We start from the raw sequence: 21,477 nt of genomic DNA, 5'->3' as shown, positions 1-21,477 counted from the left end.
ATAATCAATCAAACCCTAAAACTGTTTGCTCAAGCCTCCTGCGACGCCAAACGGTCCAACGGGTCATAACCGTAGTTGGCAGTAATACCTTGCGAAGGCACAGATACACTCACCAGGCGCCCCAGCGGGTCATAGGTTAACTGGCGTTTTTTCTCATCCAGTTCCAGGTTGCCGTCAGGGTCATAATGCAGTTCGATAGTTTCCTTTTCGTAAGGCGCTTCTTGGTCGCCGCCCTGCGTTTTGACCACGGTTGCCCACTCCATTTCAATGCCCATCAGTTGCACTGGATCCTTTTCATTGGTGAACTGGTAGGTGGCATTGAGCCTGCCGCCCTCGAAGTCGGTCCTGACCCGGGTAATGTTGTCCCGGCCATCGAAGCGGAACAACTGGCTGGCTATCTTGTTACCATATGGGTCGACAGGCACATAGTCGTTTGCACCCTCACACGTATACTTCGACAACCTCGCCCGATTATCGTAGTCGAAGGTTTCATGGCGCAGCTTCCGCCCCTCTTCCTCACCCTCTGTCAGCGTCTTGCTGTCGATGCCATCGACTTCGTTATACGTTTGCGCCAATGTCTGCACCGCATCGCCAAAGTCGAAGCGACGGCGGATTTCGCGATCAAACTCGTCGTAGAACAGTTCAGTCTTCAGGCTGCGCAGGGTCCCGTCCTCGTCCTCGGTTTCAGTGAGAATACTGGAGGTCCTGCCCAATTCATCATAACGGAAGGTGCTGGTGACATTCTCCAGGCTGGTTTGTTGCAGTTGTCCAAACGGGTTGTATTCATAAGACTGGGTTTTACCCAGCACATCGGTATAACTCACGATGCGGCCTTTCAGGCTGTGCACATACACCATTTCGTGCGGTTGTGCTTCGTCACTGCGCTGGCGTCTTTCAACCTTCAATTCACCGGTACTGAAATACTCGCGCTCTAGCGTCTCATCGTTCTCGGTGCAATGCAGCAGGCGGGCATTCTGCGCGTCATAGGTGTAGTCCGCATTTTTTCCCAGCGTCTTGCGACTCAGTGGTTCCTCGCCCAACTGCGGGACATATTCATAGTCAATGCGGTTTTCTGCCGGCGTGATCACCGCCTCAGGCTGACGCTGCCCGACGCCATACAACATGGTACGCACGCGCCCACCCGTGACCGACTCAATCATACGGTCAAGGCCATCGAAGGTTTGTGTACCCAGCACGTGATCGATGCCATCGGTGCTGTCGAGCACCTTGATCAGGACCGGCAAATCATCCTTGCTGTGCAAGGCATAGTCGCGGTGCACCACCGAACCATCAGGCAGCTTCTGGTCCACTTGCCTGTCAAACTCATCATAGGTGGTGGCCGTTTCATAACCGCGCGCATCCACTTCGCGCACGGTGCGTCCCAGGCCGTCGTAGAAGTACTGGTGCAAACTCACCCGCTTGCCTTGGTTGTCGATGCGCTCGACATCCACAGGTTGCTCGAACAGGTTCAGCCGGGTAATGGTGGTGCCGGTGAACAGCTTGCGCGGAATGGACTCGCGCCACTCCTTGCGTACCGGCCCAAGGCAGTCCGGCAACCCCACCGGGTCGGTCTGCGTGCAGATGCGCACTTTGTCCGGGCCCATTTCACTGCTGCGCTGGCGCCAGTCGTCGTACTCATACAGAGTTCGCAGCGGCAGGTTCTTCAGTGCCAGCCAGTCATACTCGACCTCTTCCACCAGATTGCCCAGTGCGTCATAGCGGGCAGAATAGCTGAGACGCCCCTCTTCCCTGGCTTTTCGGGTGGGGCCAAAGTCCGGGTCCTGGCGCGTTACACGTACGGCGCGGTTGAGCCCGTCCACAAAGCTCCAGGTTTTGACGCCTTTCACATCCTTTTGCATCTGCCACGCCTGTTGACCATCGGACGACAGGTAGTACTGATACTCGCGCGTTGCCTTGTACTTGCCCTTGGGGTCGACTGTCTCGCTCGTTACGCGACGCAGTTCGTCATACGTGTAGGCAATCTGTACCTGATTGTCGTCATAGTTGAGCAACGGTTCGCCAATCAGTATGGAATGCTGCAGCGTATTGACTTTCTGGGCATGCCGCGCAACTTTCCCCTTGGCATACTTCACCTCACGCGGCTGCAGGGGTTGACCGTGATCGAAGCCGGTCAAGGTTTCTTCTGTCTGGACCGCCGCGTGCCCCTCTACCGAAACCTCACTGTATGCGTAGTCGGTTTTGGTGACCTTGCCATTGAGCGTCAGCTTCTGTTCAGCGAGACGACCATGCTTGAGAGAGTCAAGCGGCGCATCGTGATAGAGGGTATCCACCTGCGACAACAACACCCCGTCACGCACGCGCAGCTGTTGCTCCTGGCTACGCAATAGGGCTCCGCGTGCATGCCCGTCGTTATCCAGGGAAGAAACCCGCTGATAGCGGTACTCGTTGCGCAAAGCTTCGGCACCCGCTTCGCCAGGCCCCGGAACAACCTCTTCGGTCTCGAGCGAACGCACGAACCTTTCCGGGTCGTCCGCGGACGGGTAGTACGACATCAGCGTGCGCTTGCCGGTGGCTTCGATTTTCTCCACCAGGTTGCCATGCTCGTCGTAACGGGTGGTTAACGTCTCTTCTCGGGGCGCCCCGGCCAAGCCCTTGCGCCAGGACGTGGTGGTGGTTTCTGCCAGCTGGAAGTTGTTAGGCTGGTCCTTGAACTGCCGGTTGGCAATTTCCGGGTAGACAAGGGTCTGCGTTTCGATGCAATCGTTCTGCGTGGTGACCTGCTCGACCATCAAATGGAAACGGTTGAATGTCGACTTGACCGTATACACCGGCTGGTCGCCCTTGTAATGCGTGGCCGTGCCGTCATAGCGGTAGTCCGCACCCGTGGCCTTGTAAAGGTTGTCTTCGCCGTCATCGCCCCAGGTAATACCTGTATTGTTACCCAGGAAGTTATTGGAGCTGAATGCATAGTCAGTGCGCAGTGGCGGCTGGTTTGAACCCGGGTTGACCACATGCCGCTCTACATGAGGCAGCGTCCTGCGCTCACCGCCGGGCAGCGCATGCCCGCGTTCTTTGTAGATAATTTCTTCACGGCCATTGACAGGAGTCCACAGCTCCTCAATGCAACGTACCGTGCCGAATAGCCTGTACCTGAACGCCCAGCGGCCTTTATCCGCAGTCGGCAACGTGACCTTGACCAGCTCACTGTTGTTACACTCCAGTGTATAGACAGCCTGGGCCACCGAACCTGGGTTGAGGGTGATCAACACTCGATTCAGGTTCGAGTAATCGATTTCCAGCAGCCTACGTTTACTGTCGTCTTCCACCCGCTCAAGGCAGGGCACGCGCTTGGCTGGAACACCCGGCTGTGGTGAGCGCACATCCACCTGTTTGTAGGTCAAGGAAATCCCATGCCCGGTCGGCGTCAGCACGCGCACCGGCAGCGCCACTTGCCGGGTGGGTTTGCCTTGCTCGGCCATGTCGTGCAACCCCAGCACTTCGATCATCTCCGACTTGTGTGCCACACGATAAAGGGTGGCCTTGTCATCAGAAATATTCTCGAAGTGGAAACTCTCGATCTTGCGTTCCGGTATCACGGGCTCGTTGCCCGGGCCGTTGTCGAACACCTTGAACCGCTCACCGCTGTGCAGGCTGAGCATCTGGCTTTCCGGGTCATATTCGCTCAGGTTCAAACGCCAACCCGCGCCAAAGCCAGAATCCTCGGGATTCATGGGGTTGAAGCCAATGCGCAGGGGCAAGTGGGGACCGTTCAAACGGTTGGCGACCAACGCCGGCAACTCAAGCGACACATTATATTGACCCGTTCGTGGGTCAACGCCGCCTTGAACGAAACTCATAAAGTTGAATGCATTGGAATGCACCAGCGAATTCGTTGTCATGTGTTATTCCCTCATTCGAAGTACGTGCTGCCCCCGCAGGGGCAGGCGCCATCACTGGAGCTTCCAGTGCAGATAGTTGCGTGAATCAATAGGGCTTATAGAACCATCGTCCAACTGCAATCCCCAGTTGATATAAAGTGCGTGGTCCGTCCCATAGTTATCGATCACGATGAATTTCAAGGGGCCGTCCAGACGCTTGGGCCAATGATCACCCGGACCGGCATACCAGAACTTCATATCTGAAACCCGCTCGAGCGAAACCAGCAATGTGCCTGAGGACAAGTGCTCATTGTTTGCGAACTCGCGATTCAGTGGGGTGCCCGCCCGATTCAAGGCCATCAGTTCCAGCTCTGCCTGATATTCAATCCGTCGATCCACGGTGCGCCCCGGCAGCACACGCGGAACATAGGCAACGCCGACGTAACTGCTGAACGCTTCATCCAACAACTCGCTTTCGTACTTCAGTATGGAAACATGATCGAAGCGCACATCGACAAAGCGGCGCTGCCCCCTGGCGCGCAAGACCCAATAGTCCGTGGTGTAGTGCCAGTAATTGTGGCCGTCGACAACTCTTCCGCGTTCATCGACCACATCAAACCCTGATGCCTGGGCCACGCGTTTTCCCGTAAACGGTTCGAGGTCTGCTACATCCAGCTTTCTGGGTACCAGCCCACCCAGTTCCACCTCCCCCTCTCCACTGGGATGCTGTACAATAGAGTAATGCCAGGTGTTGCGATGGCTCTGGAACTTGGCCCGAATCCAACGCACTTCGGCTTCCGTGGTTTGAAGGTAAACCGTGACGATGCGTAGTGCCTCCTCCGGCCCCTTTACCGCCACGGCCTGGGACTGCTCCTTCCTCGCCTGCGGTTGTTTTGCCTCCTGCTCAGACACCAATCCTTCGCCGGCGGGTAAATAATCAAAGCGGTTGCGAAACTTGCTAGCTGCCCAATTTCTCCCGTCCGCCCTCATTGCCTCAGTGTCAGCCGGCAACCACTCGATCGGGGTGCCATCGCGATGAGTGAGCTGCAGCGTCGCCAACTCTGCATCGCTTACCGGATCGTAAATATTATTGCCATCTTCATCTTTGAGTGGCGCGGTTTTGATGTGGATATCGATACCCACTTGTTGCCTGCCGTTTGCCCATACTTTTTTTCGCGATGTGTCATTGAGCAACAACTTGAACTCACTCAGCGCCATCCAGCGCTGCAAACCAATGGTATTACGCGGGCCGGCATTATCATTGTGTTCAATCACTGCAATGCCAGCCTGACCGCCAAATACACCCACCGCTACACTGGCTGGACCTGAACTCGTGGCTGGCGCGGTGTACTTCCCATCTACAAGTTCGCCCTCACCGTACAGCTCCCACGTTGTACTTTGCACCGCCGGGCGCCCCCCCCATGTGTCATGCGCGGGCTGTTCGGCGAACACTGGGTTCAGGTCAAACCGCTGCGAGCCTGACGCAGGCATGTTCGGCACGTGGAATGGCTGCAGTTGCAGGGCCGCACGCGAAGCCAGGATCACCACCGTCGCGTAGCCACTGTCCCCGCCCCAGTTGGTGACCTTGATTCGCTGCAGTCGAACGGGCGGGCTGAATGTGGGCTCCTCCGGTGTATATAGAGCATGCGGTGTTTCACTGTCGCCCTCAGGGTCCCGCACGATGGTGCCAAACGTGTCGCCATCAGGCTCCCACTCCAACCGACCACCCTGCGATGCGGTCAGCCGCACGGGGCCATCCCCCTTGGTCCAGATCACCACACGCGGTAAAATGACCAGCGGCTCGCTGGAAGCCACCACCAATGCCGACTTGCTCGCCCCTTGCTGAATCTCCGCAAAGTTTGCCTTGACGTTCACCAGGCGCTGGCGAAGCGGGAACGTTCTGGCCCCGGGCGCGGTGTACTTGCCAGCTTCGATTTCACCCGAGTCGCGTGGGGTAACCACGTCACGTGCCGTCCAGAAGTCAACGGACTGATTGGCGACCGAGAACTGTGCGCTCTTACCTGCCGATGCTTTGGCAATTCGTGGCACGGGTCGACGGGAGGATGCAGTAGCACTGACATCGCCAAAGACGATCATGTCGTGCGGGTTGTGCTCCTGCTGCTCCAACACCACTTCGTAGGCGTCGGGCAATACCAGTTGCTCCAGCGTTACACTGGGTCGTTCCTTGGCAATTGGCGCACGTTCCCGGCTGACCAACAGTGCACTTGTATAGTTGGCAGTGTTATTCTTGCGCGGCAACAAATACGGGATGGAGCTGGTCGTCTGCCCAACCTCTTCGCCTCCAACCAGTTGCATCAGCACCAACAACGCTCCATCGTCTTCCGGTGATGCACCACCGCCACCTCCGGCGGGTGCTTGCTGCGCAACCACATCGATACGACGCGTTGACAGGCCACTGTGCCCGAAAATATCAAACTCCAGCACCGGCAATGGGCTGTTGAGCACCCATTCGTACTTGAGTTGCTCCAGGATGAACTCGCCCATCTTCACCGCAGCGTAGCCATTGCCGCCCAGTGTACAACTGGGCTCGCTGGCACCGCTGAAGTCGAGCACCACTTGATACTTCTCGAGATACGGGTGTGGTTGAGCCTTCAGTTGCGCGTAGGCTTCGAATCGATAGCCCATGCCCATTTCCAACAGGTGGCTTCGTCTGAACTGCTCTACATTGCCAGACATGACCGTCGACGAAACGCACTGCCCGGTGAGCAACTCCATGCTCACCCTCACCTGCGTCGAAACGCCCACGGCGCCTTTGAAAGACACCTGTGGCGCGCCCAGCGTAAGGTTCTGGAACGCCACCCTTTCGGTTCTGGTGGCAGGGTCGATGAAATACTCCCCGTTGATGACAGGCAACCCACCGCGCTGATCGAACTGCTCGACGAAATTGGCCTGCAAGGCATCGTTGACAGCATCGCGGCCAAGCGCCAGTACCGCGCCCCAACGCCGCATGCTGTCGCCTTTTGCCAGTTCTTCGAGGAGTGTTTCCTTGGTATTGGTAGTCATGATCAGGTCCTTGTCACACTCTGGCTGCCGAAGATCTTTTTCACTTCCTCCATGGCTTGGAGTTGCTCGGCGGTGTGCGCAACCCTGGTGTTCGTGCCTTTGATGGCGTTGTTCACCTCATGGAAGATCTTGGCCTCATCGGCGGTGTACGGCATGGGCAGCACAGCGTAGTTCCACTGCCCCGAAGCCCGGCCCACACCGGCGATGATCACGTAGTCACCTTCATCCGCCGCTGGCTTATAGGTACCAACGGTTTCGTCGAGGGTGCCTTTGCCCTTGGCCACGAACCATATTGTCTGGTCAGGTGGCAGATCCACCGGACCACCGCCCCACGACTGAACAGCCAGCACCAGCTTCAGTGCGTCACCTTGCGCCTCGACCTTCAGGGTGGCGGTAGTCGCATGCCAGAGCACCGTGATATCGATGGTCTCGGTACGGCCAGCACCTGTGACGTGCACCTGGTCCAGGTGCATGAGCGCACCCAGCACCTCCCCAAAGTCAGGATCTTTTGCGGGTGCGACGTAGACTTTGGTGTTCTTGTCCCTTGGAATATTCAATTCCTCGAATTCGCTAGGGAGTGGATCACGCAGTTCTCCCTTGAAACCGGTACCGGTTGTCCAGTCCAGTACCGATTCGACGCTGCCACCTTCCAACACGTAGCGCTGGGGCACACCGGGAAGGGAGAAGAGCGCATTTTGCAAGTTCGGCCTTACCGCCACGGCTTTGGGTACGATGGTGAACAGGGCGCTGCTGCTGATGACACCCACCGTTGCGGTAATGATGACCTGGCGGAATCTGCCGGCGATCGTTTCGGCCTTGGGCGCCTTGTACACCTCGTTGACGACTTCACCCAGTTTTTCGGGCCCTACGGGTGCTTCGGGGTCATCGGGCAGCGCCTTCACCTCCCAGGTGACCGTCTCGCCAGGCTGAGGTTTAGGCGTAAGCGTGAGCTGTTGCGTGCTGCCGGCGATAAGCCTTTTTTCAATTGGGTCGATCGCGAAGGCCGTAAGGGTGGGGGCGAGTTCACCTAGCATCGAGATATCGCCAGTGGCGAACAATGTATCCATGACTGAGCGTTGACCGTTGCGGAAGAGCAAGCCATTCAGACGTAAGAGGTCCACAACTTCTATTCGACCGACAATAGAGGCCATTGCCTTTTCAATTGCAGACTTAATTTCAGCCTTAATAGCAGGCACACTGTCTTTAAACTTACCCGTCGCTCCGCCATTTTCGTCACCTCCATTGTAGGGTACAGTCCATGCACCACCGGTAACCTCTACATCGCCTTTGACCATGGTCAGGACGTGACTTGTCTTGTCTAGACTAAGTGTGCAAACCGCCCTAAAGTCAGAGTGAAGCGTCGACATATACGATAAAAATACATCTCTTGGGCTATAGACCTCTATTTGTCCAATTTTCTCTTCAGGCTTCCATTCAACTTGAATATCACCTTCACCGACAGCAGTAAATCGAAAATGGCCCAACAACTCAGCATCATCTCCAACACGCGCAGCCCAGTAGCACCCTTTTAGAGGTCCATCGGTGGCTCTCACCAACTCCTCATATCGACTGTAACGAAGTCGAACCCCAGAAACCGCGACAACAAATGTTTTATCGTCGCGCTCATACTTAAGTTCAGCAACCTCGATCCCATCCATACTTTCAGCGAGTAACGAAACCACCTGCTTAAACCACGCTTCGTTGGATAAAACAACGTTCATCGTATACGCACCACCAGACTCGCGCTCAGGCAGCAGAAACGGCATATCCCCATCCGCATCAGGGAAACTGCCATCCGTGCCACCATTGAACTCCAGCCCCACAATGACCGCGCCTTCTTCCAGATCCGCCTGATTCGTACTGGCGACCGTGCTCCCTGCCTTGGCCAGCGAGTGTGTGCGCACTCTGAATGAAGTCGGGTTTAAACTCCCTTCAACCGGCGCGAGCTTATTAAGCTCCCAGATCTGCTCCCCCCTCTCGGGGTCCTTGAACTTCTCTTCGATCAACTCACCCAGTTTGGTATTCAGTTCTTCCCATTGGCTCACTTCAAAGGAGTAACCGCTGCTTTCCGACAAGTCCAGATACACGCGACCGTCTTCATCAACCACACCACCTGCACCTTCACTGAGTCTGATGTTCATCTTGACGCGTGGTGCGGTCAGCGGGTCCATGTGCGTGATACCCACCAGCGTTGGCAGCTCGGCCCCTGGCTCTCGGCTCCATTCGGTCAGCTTGCCACCCACAACCGGTATGCTCAGCGCAGCCCTCGAACTGCTGATGTTGGAATTTTCAAACGACAGTACCGGTGCACCAAAGGCAAAATCCGACAACCTTGAAAACTTACCGTTTTCAGTTTGCTTTTCACCCGACACCGGTTCTATCCAGGCCTGTTTATCGGCCCGCAAGATATGCTCCTGCATCAACAATAAGTTGGCCTTTTGGCGATCATAGACCAGAAAGGCCCCGAACCCCCGGGTGCGGGGCGCCGCACGCATGTATTTGCTGTATTGATCCAAGTTCAGCCTGGCCATACTATTCTCCCTAGCAGACACCCGCACGATCACCGTGGAGCCTGCATGCACAAAAGTAATGAATTTCTTAAATTACGGGTTCAACTTCGACGACTGCGAAGGGCATTTCAAATAGAACTCACCACCATTGAAGCTAACCCTGCCATACAAGGTAAAGCTTTCCCCTACCTGCAACTTTCGAAACTCTGATTTTGCAAGCATTACACTCACACCCCGCAGGCTCTCGGACTCCGTCACCGCCTGTTGGTCCCGAACAATGACCTCTACCGGCGCGTTCTGCCCACTCACCCCCTCCATCACTATCGTCAGTAGTTGGCCTGGCGCAATGAACGGCCAAGTCCCCATGGACAGTTTGACTCCCGCCTCAGGCATCGCGCCGAGAGAGACTGGTCCAGGCGGTAGGTCAACCGTCGGAAGTCCACTGTCCAATGGTTTGATACGCAATTTGTAAGGCAGTGAATCGATATAATCGCCTGGCGCTTTCGACAATCTATAGAACACGTCGAATCGGAAACTGGTGTCCACCGGAGTGCGGCCCATATTGGCAGGAACATATTTTGCCGGGATGTGGAAGCGCAACGGCTTCTCTGCTGAGAACGGTGCTTCGGCTACATACTCGCCAAGCGGCCCATAGCCACTCCAATGCACATGCAGCACCTCATCCGGCAATACGATACCGGCAGGCACATTAATGTAGACACCACCAGGGTTGGCGCTATCAGCCAGTATATGGCCACGATCACCCGCGCCATCCTGATCGGCGCCTTCTACCCTAGGCCCCCCCAGGGAACGTACAAGTTGCACATCGACTTGCAGCACTTGCGAGCTCAACGCAGCACCCTCGCGGCCATACAAGTACGAAACATTCACAGTGCTACCCCGGCTGATGGCCAAGAGCTCTGGGCTGATCTGGAACACGATCGAATCGGCAGCCCGCGTGCTGGGGTCCACACGCGATGGCAGGTATTGCGCTCCCCCCGGGATAGACCAGATCAGGATGAGGTGGTCCGAATCTGCAATGCCTGGATACTTGGGCAACTTGATCAGCAAACCATCGGGGTATTTGTTCGGGTCCAGCGGGTCGCCTTCGCTGTGGCCTTCGATGGCCGGCTTGTCGAGATAGCCAGGCAAACTGCCGCTTCTCGATTCGACCTCCAAGCGTTGCACCGGTGATTTCAGGCGCCCACCCACTGCGAATTCAATCTCGTAGTAGGCCAACACATAGCCTGGGTCGATCCAATCGAAGTAACTTCTGGGCACGCCATCACTAATGGTATTTTGATCGAGGTGGGTTTTACCGACCGTGACCACCTTTTTCCAGGTGTCATCGCGCGTCCCGTCCGGCTCATAGCACTCGACCGTTAGAGTGACCTTGTCTCCCTCCTGCATTGACTGGTAGCGGGGCACCACAACGGTCATACCTGCGCCTGGCAGCTTATCGGGTTGAATGATCAATCCATGGGAATGAATAGCGTGCAGTACAGACGGTGTTTCAACTTGTCCGCGCGGCCTCACGCCGATATAGCAAAACGTTCGTAACGACTCAGCGTCAGGCACCGGGCCATCAGCCAGACGGGTATAGGAATAAAATGCCTCACCGCCTGCGGCATTTGCGATATAACCATTCGCGATCTCTATTTGGAGTCCGTCGTCCAGATGTTCGTCCTGGACGGGATAGTCCGCTGCGAAGTCATACGCTTCGCCGGCAACACTACGGCCCAGCCAGCGCACCCGCACCAGATCGTCAATCTTCATACCTGTGTATTTGATCAAGGTCTTCAGAGGCTTGTTGCCGAGTTCATCCAGATCAATTTCACCGAATGCAGTCAAGCCCTCAATCGCGGGCGCCTCCAAAGCCTCGTCTTTATCAAGCTGCTCATTCATATCGAAACTTCCATAAAAGGGCGAACACCTGCACTTCGCTCAGGTGCGCATCCATCAATTAGCTAAATAAACAGCGCGAAAACGGCATTCTTACAATGCCTGTCACCCGGCTCAGTTGCTTGCCCGGACAGTTTTAGTCCGACCTCGCCTGCCCCACAACTAGCAAAAATAACAGGTTGACCGCGTACGGCCCGAAACGCGGGGAAGCGCACAGACCTAGCAGTTTTGCCAGGTGCATGTAGTTGGCTTTTTTCTTAGCCTTCGGGGTAGACAGCTTGTCTCGAATGCGATCCCTGACTACCGCACAGCAGTTATGACGAGGGCGTATCCGCCCCAGCGGAAAAATTCTGGTAGTGGGCCCATCGCTGAACACAGGCCATTCAACGCATACCGCCCCCCCAGGAACCTGCATCATGGCAACCACATCGAATGCATTCAATTTCTCAAGTTTCATGCAGAGCAGCGTCGACCCTCGTACTGGCCTCTACACGTTGTCCATTGCCCTTCCCGCTTTGAATGCCAACGATCAGTGCGGCCCAGACCTGCCCTTGCAATTGAACTTCAACCCAATGAGCAACGATAACAACGGGTTTGGCATGGGCTGGAGCCTTAAACTAAGCACGTTCAATATCAGCACCGGCATGCTCGCCCTGCACACCGGCGAATCGTTTAACGTCGCCGACAACGGACCGGGCAATCCGCCTGTTATCGTAGAAAAGAAACTGGACAGCTTTCGCTTCAGCAACATCAGTAAAGGCAATCGGAAACGCCTTCGCGTTGCCCATAAAGGCGGCCTGGTGGAGATACTCGAGCCTCAGGTAAACGACGCGACCATTGCCGTGCCTGTCCGTGTCATGGGAGCCTCTGGCCATGGCATCAATCTGAGTTACGACACCCGTAAGTCCAAGGCACGTCTGCAGCTCATCAAAGATGACACGGGTCGTACACTGCTGGAGATAAAATACCCCTCCGACATCCAGGCAGAGGTGATCGTCAACCCCACAACGCGCCGCCCGGCCAAGTACACGTTGGACCTGGAGAACAACGAACTTAGAAAATTAACCCTGCCCACATCGGCCGACGAATACTGGGAACTGAAATACAAACATTACGATCAACTGCCCTTCCTCGTCAGTGTCGAAAACCCCGACAAAGGCCTGGAAACGATCAGTTATCACGAGGGGACTGCTGGCCATAAATATCCAGGCATCGACCGATACTTACCCTCCGTCAATGAGCACTGGGTCAAACCCGATGAGCGTGACAGCAGCACGCATATCCTCACGAAATACACTTATTCCAGCAATAACTTCTTAGGTAACGGCACAGGGCTGGTGTATGGCACTGAGGATGGAACGGACCAACTCTACAAGTTTACAGGTCATACCTTTGAATACGGATCTACCGCCGAGCACTACCGCGACAATAAAATCTACCGAACGGTCGAAAGCACGTTCAACCGGTTCCACTTGATGACGTCTCAGGCGACCACGGATAACGGCTGTATCGAGACCATCAAAACGGTGTATCACGAAAGAGCAAACGTACAGTTCAAAGATCAACCTACGTATTTCCAGCTGCCAGCCAGCGTGACGAAGTCCTGGGGTAAGGTGGGCGATCCGACGGTGGGCGACTACGAGCAGACGCAAACCACCTACGATGACCATGGCAACTTGTTGACGGAGCTCAAAGCTGACGGCTCGCGCATGGAACGCACCTATTACCCTGGTGCGGATGACCCGGAAGGCTTTGAACGCAACCTCAAGTCCGTCGTCATCCACCCTGCCGCCCCATCCAGCCCGGGAGAACCACAGGCCCAGACCATCAGTAGCGAATACGTCTATACCCGCCTGGCCGCACTGCCACAAACGGATCCTGACCTGGACCTGCCAGCATGGTTGTCACTGGAACAGGAAGACACATTCGAAGGTCTCGGTAAAGAACGCAAACTACTGAACAGCAAGCATCGCCGCTACCTGGACAAAATGGACACGCCGTTCCTGCATGGGCGACTCGATCAACAATCGCTGACGATCAACGACAAGACAACCACCAGCGAGTGGAAGTACGAAAAGGTCAAGGACGACAACGGCGAACTCACCTGGAGCCGCAGTACCGAAACCTTTACCGACCACACCCATACGCTTGTGAAAAAAACGGCCACCACCTATTCCATGTACGACGGCCAGGTGGTGCTGGAACACGATGCCAACGATGTGTTCACCCGCTACCACCATGATGTACTTGGCCGCGTCACTGCGACGATCGCAAGCCCCGGTACTGACTTTGCCACCACACGTACCACCGTCTATAAGCTGATCGACGACAACCGCCGCAAACGCGCTTGCGAAGAAACCACCGACAGCAAAGGTGTAATCACACGGATCGTTTTCGATGGCAGTCACCGCCCGATCCGGGAGGAGCGCGAAGCCAAGGATGCCGTGACCGGGGTGGTCGTCAAGCGCACGATGGCCGAGCAGCATTATGACTCGGCCGGCCGCTTGCAGAGCGAAACCACCTATGACTATCTACCGGGCAAGGACGGGGCGCCAGAGCCGCGCGTTCTCGAGCTGGAGTCACGCTACGCCTATGATGGCTGGGGCCAACTGTGTGAAACCGTGCGCCCCGATGGCATCAAGGAATGCGTTGACACATCGCCGCTCGAACCCGGTGGCCCGCTGGTCACCCGCTGGATCGAGAGCCCGGACGCGCCTGGGCGCAGGCTGCAGCAGACCGTAAGCAAGCTCAATCGCTTCAACAAACCCGTTTATGAGTACCGCCTGGTAGAAGAAGCAGTGGATGACCCCGAAGCCCCTGAAAGCGGTGCGAAATGGGTTTCACGCGTGGCCGGTCGCACTGACTCTACCTACGACGGCCTTGGTCGCTGCCTGAGCCGAACCGAAACACTCAACGTTCCGGAACTCAGAACATTCACCAGCAGGTTTACCTACGACGCCCTCGGGCGCATGACCACCCACCAGCGGCCTGACAACAGCACCCTGTCGCGCACGTTCGCCAACCACAGCATGGGCGAGCTGGTCACGGAACTGCATTTGAAAGTGGACAGCAGTTCACCTGAGCAAATGCTCTACGAGCGCAAGTTCGACGGGCTTGGCCGCCTTGTCCACATGAGTGTGGGTGCGCGGGTAGAAGAATACACCTATCAGGGCATGACCCACCTGGTCGACACGCGCACATCATTTAGCCGCGAAGCAACAGGCAAGGGCGTCCGCAAGCGGGTCATCGCCTATGAATACAAGCCGGAGCTGACCGAGCAACCCAGCAAGCTCGTTGCAACACGGGAAGATGAACACGGGCGTGCGACACAAGAAGGCCAGCAGGCAGCAGACTTCGACTATGACGGTGAGAGCTCGGAAATTATCCATGCCAACAACGCGTTGGGTAAACGCCGATATGTGTACAACGACCAGGGCGACCTTAGCGAAGAGCACTTGACCGACACTGACGGCACGTCGTACAGCGCCACTTACCAGCACTCCTGGCAAGGGCTGCCCACGCGACGCAAGCACAGCGATGGCCAGGCCTGTGACTACGCCTATGATGAGTTGGGCCGGCTGAAAACGGTGACACAGGGCAAACTCCAGTCGACGCTGAGCTACTCCAAAGACACCGGGCTGCTGGAAAGCACAGAGACGCGCGACACGACCAACCCCGACCTGAAAAAACAGCCCGTCACCCTGTGCACCCTGCACTACGACACCCTGGGCAGGGAGACCCGCCGCACGTTGAGCGCCGGCACCCACGTGCGCACGTTGGTGCAAGTGTGGCTGGACAACGACATGCTGCATTCGCGAACACTTTGGCAAGGCGAGCAAAAGGTGCGTGAGGAGATGTTCGAGTATGACGACCTCGGCCGCCTGATCAGGTACGATTGCCCCGTCGAAACCGCCGGCGGCCAGCAGATAACAACCCAACTGTTCAGGTTCGACGCGGTAGACAACATCGAGCGTTGCCGCACAACGTTCAACAACGGAGACCGGGACGACGCGAACTTTACCTACTCATCTCAAGACAGGTTCCGGTTACAGAAGGTCACCCATACCCTGCCTCCTGAAGGGTGCCCGGCAGAACAGTCGTTCCAATACGATGAGTTGGGCAACATGCTCAATGATGAATGCGGCAATGCCCTGTACTACGACAGCCTCGGTCGCCTGCACCGGGTGCAGGATGCCAACAACAAGGTAGCGGCACAGTACGGCTACGACGGGCATGATCAGTTGCTTTACTCGGGCACCGATGAGCGCAAGTCGCAGCGGCGCTATCAGGGGCATACCCTGGACAGCATTCTGGAAGACGGCCTGCTCACAGAGTACTTGTATGCCGGCGGCCAAGCCCAGGGCCAGCAGCAAGCAGGCAGCGCCATATTGCTGCTGACCGACCATGCAGGCAGCGTGAACACCGAGCACGATGCAGACGGCACGCGCCATGCCCACTATGCCCCCTATGGTGAGCAACTGCCTGAGGATACTGAAAAGCAAATGCGCAGCCTGCTGGCCTTCAACGGCGAGGCGCGCGAGCGTGCTTTTGGCTGGTATCTGCTGGGCAGCGGCTACCGGGCCTACAACCCGGTCTTGATGCGCTTCCACAGCCCTGATTCGCTGCCGCCCGAAGAGGCCGGCATCAACCCGTACGTCTACGCCCTGGGCAACCCCGTTTACTGGCAAGACCCGAGCGGCCACCGCAACGTGCCCGTAACCCGCGGCCGCGAGGCACCACTGGAACGCATCGAAGAGGACAAGCCCAAGGTGCCTTGGTATGCCTGGATTGGCGTGGCTGCCGCCGCCGCCATTTTCGTGGCATCGGCGATAGCAATGCCATGGACGGCACCGGCCATCATCGGCGTGACCACCAGTTATGTCGTCGGCGTGATCGGTGTGGCAGCCAACGGCATCGCCTTGGTCATGCAAGGGGTGGCGACGGCGATGACTTACAGCAACCCGGAAGTGTCGGGCCTGCTGCAGAACTTTGCGATCGTGTTTTCCGTCATCGGTATGTTCGCGTCAGGGTATGGGGCTGCGGCGACCAGAGGGGCGGTGAAAGCACTCAGAGCGGGGGCGAATTCAACGCAGGCGGCGGCGGCGCCTGTAATGACGGCGAATACAGGTGGGAAGACAATAGTTCAGAACATTACGAACAATTATACAACTCACATTTCCTACTCGAGTAGATCATCAAGAGGTATTATTCAGCGACCTCGCGCGAGTTTACGGTCATTGACCGAACGACCTTCGTCAGCTCCGGGACCAAGCTCGGCATCTACGCCTGCCCCTGCCGCAAGCAGCAATGCTACCGGGTCTGCACAAGCGACCCGCTCCGTAGCCGCTCCACAAAACGGAGGTATGGCACTACCAATGCAAAACGGTGCACCGGCGGCGCCGAATGGCAACCAATGGGGAGTTTTCATTGTTGGCAAATACAAAGGCGGGGTATTTAAACCCAGTAGTCTTAGGGGCGGCAGGATAGACTCGTCACGGGTGGCCCCGCCAACGCTGCCCGGGTACTGGTGACCACACCGACCCTGCACAACCCCACGGCGCCTGCATGGACGACGCGCGCCGCCAGTCAATCTCGAAGCCCGCTGCCGAAAGGTGGCGGGCAAGATCCCGAAGGCCTCCCAACACTTACTTCGTCGAATCATCCCCTTCCAGCTACTGGCTTTTCCTACATTTCAAACCTCCCCCTCCCACCTACCCTGTCCCCGCCTGAAAACCGTGACCCGGCAGCACCACCTGCCTTCACCCCTCATTTCCAGCTTCAGGCGCCCACCACGAGCCCACCTGAGCATCGTCCGTAGGCGCCGCCCAGGACACGCTCATGCTCCAGCTCGAATGGCGCAGGCTATTGCCGTTGCGCCCGCGCTTCGCCCCGCTGCCGCCCCTGCTCGGCGGCTGCCTGGCGTTGGCCCTCGCCCCCGCCGCCTTGGCAGACCAAGCCGGCATTGCCTTCCTACCCGGTTTCATGCGCCAGCCCCCCGGCCAGTCTTCCGAGGCCGGTGCCCTGGCGCTGCAAAACCTGGCCGCGCAGGCACACCTGCCGCCAGGACGCTACCGGGTGCGGGTCTCGCTCAACCTCAGCCCTCAGCCCGAGCAAGACATCAACTTCTTCGAGGCCCGGAATGGTAAAGGGCTGCAGCCCTGCCTGACGGCCGAGGTTTTACGCACCCTCGACCTGCGTGAACAGGCCCTGGAAACGCCACTGCCAGACGACGACAGCTGCGTGAACCTGATGCAACTGGTGCCGCACGCCAGCGTCATGTTCGACCCTGCGCAGTTGCACTTGTCCCTGTCGATCCCGCAAATCGCCCTGCGCCAAGACCGTTCAGGCAGCGTCCCCGAGGCCAGATGGAGCAACGGCATCAACGCCGCCTTCATCAGCTACCAGGCCTCGGCCCAGCACAGCAGCCAACACGGCGGCGGCAACCGCAGCAGCCAGGACCTGTACCTCAACAGCGGCCTCAACCTGGGTGCCTGGCGGCTACGCAGCAAGCAGGCGCTGCGCGAGGAGGCCAACGGGGCGCGCCGCTGGACCCGCAGCGACACCTACGCACAGCGCGACCTGCCAGGCCTACAGGCCAACTTCACCCTGGGTGAAACCTTCACCAACAGCGACATGTTCCGCAGCGTACGCTTTACCGGCGCACAGGTGGCCTCGGACATCGGCATGCTGCCCGACGCGATGCAGCATTACGGCCCGGTGATCCGCGGGGTGGCCCAGAGCCGCGCCAAGGTCGAGATCCTGCACAACGGCTACCCCATCTACTCCAGCTACGTGGCCCCCGGGCCCTATGCCATCGATGACCTCAGCGTGGGCTCCGGCCACGGCGAGCTGGAAGTGGTGATCACCGAGGCTGACGGCCAGGTGCGTCGCTTTACCCAACCCTATTCGAGCATGGGCAGCCTGCTGCGCGAAGGCGTATGGCGCTACAGCGCGACCGTGGGCCGTTACGACGGCGCCGAGCAGCTTGACGACCCACTGTTCTGGCAAGCCACCCTGGCCCGTGGCGGGGCCTGGGATACCACCCTCTACGGCGGCCTGCTTTCCAGTGAGTACTACAACGCCAGTGTGCTGGGCATGGCCCGCGACGTCGGCCATCTGGGCGCGCTATCGTTCGATGTCACCCGTTCCTCCAGCGACCTGGGCAACACCCTGGGTGAGACCCAGGGCCACAGTTTTGCCTTGCGCTATGGCAAAAGCTTCCAAACCCGCACCAACCTGCGCTTTGCCGGTTATCGCTACTCGACCCAGGGCTACCGCGACTTCGACGAAGCCGTGCAGCAACGCAGCAATGCCAGCCGCTACCTGGGCAACCGCCGCAGCCGCCTGGAAGCATCGGTGTACCAGCGCGTGAGCGAACGCAGCGCGCTAAACCTGACCTTTTCCCAGGACACCTACTGGCAAACCAGCCTCCAGCGCCGCCAGTACCAACTGCAATACACCACCCGCGTGGGCAAGGTCGCGATCAACCTGTTTGCCTCCCAGGCGCTGGACTCGAAAAACGACGATAGCCGCCTGTTCGGCTTGAGCTTGAGCGTGCCGCTAGACTTCGGCCGGCAGCAACAGGCCAGCTTCGACCTGCGCAACGACAATGGCCGCGCCAGCGAACGCGCCAGCCTGAGCGGCGGCTTGCTGGACAACCAGCTGACCTACAGCACCTCGCTGACCAACGACAGTCAAGGTCGCAGTAGTGGCGGGCTGTCCATCAACTATCAGGGCAGCCAGGCCAGTGTCGGCATGGGCTACAACGAAGGCAACGATTACCGCAGCATGTCGGTGAACGCCAGCGGTGCCGTCATGCTGCATGGAGACGGCGTGGCATTTGGCAGCCACTTGGGAGAAACCATGGCCCTGGTGCATGTGCCCGACGTGCCAGGTGTCGGCGTGCAGAATACACCCTCGGCGCGCACCAATTCCCATGGCTACGCGCTAGTGCCGTACCTGCGCCCCTATCGGCTCAATGCATTGGTGCTGCAAACCGACGACCTTTCGCCGGAAGTGGTGATTGCCAATGCCAGCCAGCAAGTGGTTCCGCGCCGCGGCGCCGTGGTCAAGGCCAGCTACGAGGCCGAGCATGTGGCCCGCCTGGTGCTGACCCTGCTGCAAGCCAATGGGCAACCCGTGCCATTTGGCGCCCAGGTGCTCGATGCCGATGGCCAGAGCTTGGGCGTGGTCGGGCAGGCCGGCCAAGCACTAGTGTCCACCCGCACCACAGGCCCGCAGGCGATAGGCGTGATGTGGGGCGAGGCCAGCGATACGGACTGCACACTCAACATAGACCCGCAGGCACTTGCACAAGAAGGTGGCTACCGCCTGCAAACCCTGCGCTGCGCACGGCCCGTGGCCAGCGGCCAGCCTCTTCTGCCCGGCGACAATACCCAGGAAATGCTTTGATGACCGCATTGACCTTCAACATCGACCGCAGCTTGCGGCTGACCGCCTGCTGCCTGACCCTAGGCCTGTTCTCTGGCAACGCTTACGCCAGCTGTTCGTTCCAGACAGCCAGCAACTACATGACCTTCGAGCGTGACATGGGGACATTCTGGGTACCCCGCGATGCCGCAATCGGTACCGTGATCGGTACCAGCTCGCTTACCAGAAGCAACAACGAAGGCGCGAGGGCCTCGTGCCTTTGGGACTCCGCCAGCCCGCCCCAGGCAAGGCTGCCCAACACCGCGCCAATCTTCACGGGCACCCTGCCCCCGCTGGGTGGCAAGGACATCAATGGGCATGTCATGGAAACCAACATTCCCGGGATCGGCGTGTACATGGAGCTTGGTTCACCTTTTGACGGCGCAGCCAACAACTCCTTTATCCCTGATCCTGGCACCTCTGCGGTTATCCCCTACTCGGGGACCCTGCGAGACCAGCCCTTCAACGTACTGGTGTCGGTCATGCGCGGCAATGCCTGGTTCATCAAGACCGGGCCAATTGCACCCGGCCCCCAACGTGTCAACGGCGAGATGTTTCATGGATTCTTGCATAATCTGGGCAAGGTCATGGAATACCGCTTGAGCGCGACGGTGAACCAGGCACAGTGCTCCCTGAAATCCAATGCCGTAAGCGCCGACCCCGTGAAACTGGGTGATCACACCCTTGCTGACTTCACAGGGGTAGGTACCACGACCGCGTCCGTCCCGTTCCATATCACGCTCAGTGATTGCGAAGACGCCAGCGCCCCCAATCCAGCGGCCGCGAATGTGTACATCGAACTGGATGGCGCCAACGGCTCGGTACCGACCGTTCCGGCCGAGGGGCGCTTCAGCCTGGGTGCCGCTTCCGATGCCGCCGGGGTTGAAATTCAACTACTGCGCAGCGATGGAACGCCCATGCCACTTCAATCCGACGAGCTGGTCAAGCCAGTCAGTATTGGCATCACCCAGCTGGACTTTCAGGCACGCTATTACCAGAGCGCACCGGTGGTAACGCCAGGCTTGGCCGAAGGAGGCTTGACCTTTACCGTAAGCTACAAATAACACGCAAAAAAGGCCACAGGGCGAATACCCTGCGGCCTTTGTCACGATAAGAATAAATGGTCAGAAACGAAAAAAGACGCCTAAGCGTCTTTTTTTGAAGGTTTGCAAGGTTGGATTCAGCCTTGCATACCTGTATTTGGAGCGGGAAACGAGACTCGAACTCGCGACCCCGACCTTGGCAAGGTCGTGCTCTACCAACTGAGCTATTCCCGCATTGTGAAACTTTACCGCCAATCGGCGTGAAGCGCCTTTACGACCTTCACCACCACTGCACCGCATAGACGCCACAGTATCTAAACTGGAGCGGGAAACGAGACTCGAACTCGCGACCCCGACCTTGGCAAGGTCGTGCTCTACCAACTGAGCTATTCCCGCATTTGGCGTCCCCTAGGGGACTCGAACCCCTGTTACCGCCGTGAAAGGGCGGTGTCCTAGGCCACTAGACGAAGGGGACACAACACTTTTCAGTGCACCAGCACATGAACCTCACGATTCAGCCTGGATTTTCTTTTCCTGCCGCGCCGCAAGGCGTTGCCGGAGAAACTGGAGCGGGAAACGAGACTCGAACTCGCGACCCCGACCTTGGCAAGGTCGTGCTCTACCAACTGAGCTATTCCCGCATTGGCGTCCCCTAGGGGACTCGAACCCCTGTTACCGCCGTGAAAGGGCGGTGTCCTAGGCCACTAGACGAAGGGGACACGCTGCAAG

At 58.0% G+C, this 21,477-nt stretch carries 7 protein-coding genes and 5 tRNA genes; 3 read left to right on the top strand and 9 right to left on the bottom strand.

The features are described from left to right. Nucleotides 1-29: 29 nt before the first annotated feature. The 4 genes from IF103_RS07010 to IF103_RS06995 all read right to left on the bottom strand — a co-directional run bounded on the left by IF103_RS07010 (nt 30) and on the right by IF103_RS06995 (nt 11,278). Nucleotides 30-3,860: an RHS repeat domain-containing protein gene (locus IF103_RS07010; RefSeq protein WP_202675978.1), complete on the bottom strand. Its 3,831-nt coding sequence runs from the start codon at nt 3,858-3,860 to the stop codon at nt 30-32. A 51-nt stretch (nt 3,861-3,911) separates the two neighbouring features. After that, nucleotides 3,912-6,863 (bottom strand): hypothetical protein, encoded by a 2,952-nt coding sequence (locus IF103_RS07005; protein WP_202675977.1) that lies wholly within the window; start codon nt 6,861-6,863, stop codon nt 3,912-3,914. A gap of 2 nt (nt 6,864-6,865) precedes the next feature. Further along, nucleotides 6,866-9,394, bottom strand: coding sequence for a hypothetical protein (locus tag IF103_RS07000; RefSeq protein WP_202675976.1), 2,529 nt, complete (start codon nt 9,392-9,394; stop codon nt 6,866-6,868). Nucleotides 9,395-9,466: 72 nt separating this feature from the next. After that, nucleotides 9,467-11,278 (bottom strand): hypothetical protein, encoded by a 1,812-nt coding sequence (locus IF103_RS06995; protein ID WP_202675975.1) that lies wholly within the window; start codon nt 11,276-11,278, stop codon nt 9,467-9,469. 413 nt (nt 11,279-11,691) lie between these two features. Here IF103_RS06995 and IF103_RS06990 point away from each other — a divergent pair, with 413 nt between their 5' ends. From IF103_RS06990 to IF103_RS06980, 3 genes are all read left to right on the top strand, one after another. Then, the gene (locus IF103_RS06990; protein WP_202675974.1) at nt 11,692-16,806 is read left to right on the top strand and encodes an RHS repeat domain-containing protein; all 5,115 of its coding nucleotides are present in this window, start codon (nt 11,692-11,694) and stop codon (nt 16,804-16,806) included. Nucleotides 16,807-17,113: 307 nt separating this feature from the next. Further along, a complete protein-coding gene (locus tag IF103_RS06985) occupies nt 17,114-19,687 on the top strand; it encodes a fimbria/pilus outer membrane usher protein (protein WP_202675973.1) in 2,574 nt (857 codons plus the stop codon). Further along, entirely contained in the window at nt 19,687-20,769 is a 1,083-nt protein-coding gene (locus tag IF103_RS06980) for a fimbrial protein (RefSeq protein WP_023379376.1), read from the top strand. Before IF103_RS06985 ends, IF103_RS06980 begins: the two co-directional genes overlap by 1 nt. Before the next feature lie 137 nt (nt 20,770-20,906). Here the strand turns inward: IF103_RS06980 and IF103_RS06975 are convergent. The 5 genes from IF103_RS06975 to IF103_RS06955 form a co-directional block, all read right to left on the bottom strand. Then, a tRNA-Gly gene (locus IF103_RS06975) sits at nt 20,907-20,982 on the bottom strand. An 86-nt stretch (nt 20,983-21,068) separates the two neighbouring features. Then, nucleotides 21,069-21,144 (bottom strand) — tRNA-Gly (locus tag IF103_RS06970). Between the two features lie 3 nt (nt 21,145-21,147). Further along, nucleotides 21,148-21,223, bottom strand: a tRNA-Glu gene (locus IF103_RS06965). Between the two features lie 90 nt (nt 21,224-21,313). Next, nucleotides 21,314-21,389: transfer RNA gene (locus IF103_RS06960), tRNA-Gly, on the bottom strand. Nucleotides 21,390-21,391: 2 nt separating this feature from the next. Then, a tRNA-Glu gene (locus IF103_RS06955) sits at nt 21,392-21,467 on the bottom strand. Between the last annotated feature and the right edge of the window lie 10 nt (nt 21,468-21,477).

Source organism: Pseudomonas sp. SK2, assembly GCF_016772395.1.
GTDB classification, from domain to species: Bacteria; Pseudomonadota; Gammaproteobacteria; order Pseudomonadales; family Pseudomonadaceae; genus Aquipseudomonas; species Aquipseudomonas taiwanensis.
The sequence above is the reverse complement of the archived record's forward strand: the minus strand, read 5'-3'. Positions and strand labels throughout refer to the sequence as shown.

Excerpts from the sequence above, each read along its gene's own strand:
- IF103_RS07010 (WP_202675978.1), bottom strand. The coding sequence starts at position 3,860 with ATGACAACGAATTCGCTGGTGCATTCCAATGCATTCAACTTTATGAGT.
- IF103_RS07005 (WP_202675977.1), bottom strand. The coding sequence starts at position 6,863 with ATGACTACCAATACCAAGGAAACACTCCTCGAAGAACTGGCAAAAGGC.
- IF103_RS07000 (WP_202675976.1), bottom strand. The coding sequence starts at position 9,394 with ATGGCCAGGCTGAACTTGGATCAATACAGCAAATACATGCGTGCGGCG.
- IF103_RS06995 (WP_202675975.1), bottom strand. The coding sequence starts at position 11,278 with ATGAATGAGCAGCTTGATAAAGACGAGGCTTTGGAGGCGCCCGCGATT.
- IF103_RS06990 (WP_202675974.1), top strand. The coding sequence starts at position 11,692 with ATGGCAACCACATCGAATGCATTCAATTTCTCAAGTTTCATGCAGAGC.
- IF103_RS06985 (WP_202675973.1), top strand. The coding sequence starts at position 17,114 with ATGCTCCAGCTCGAATGGCGCAGGCTATTGCCGTTGCGCCCGCGCTTC.
- IF103_RS06980 (WP_023379376.1), top strand. The coding sequence starts at position 19,687 with ATGACCGCATTGACCTTCAACATCGACCGCAGCTTGCGGCTGACCGCC.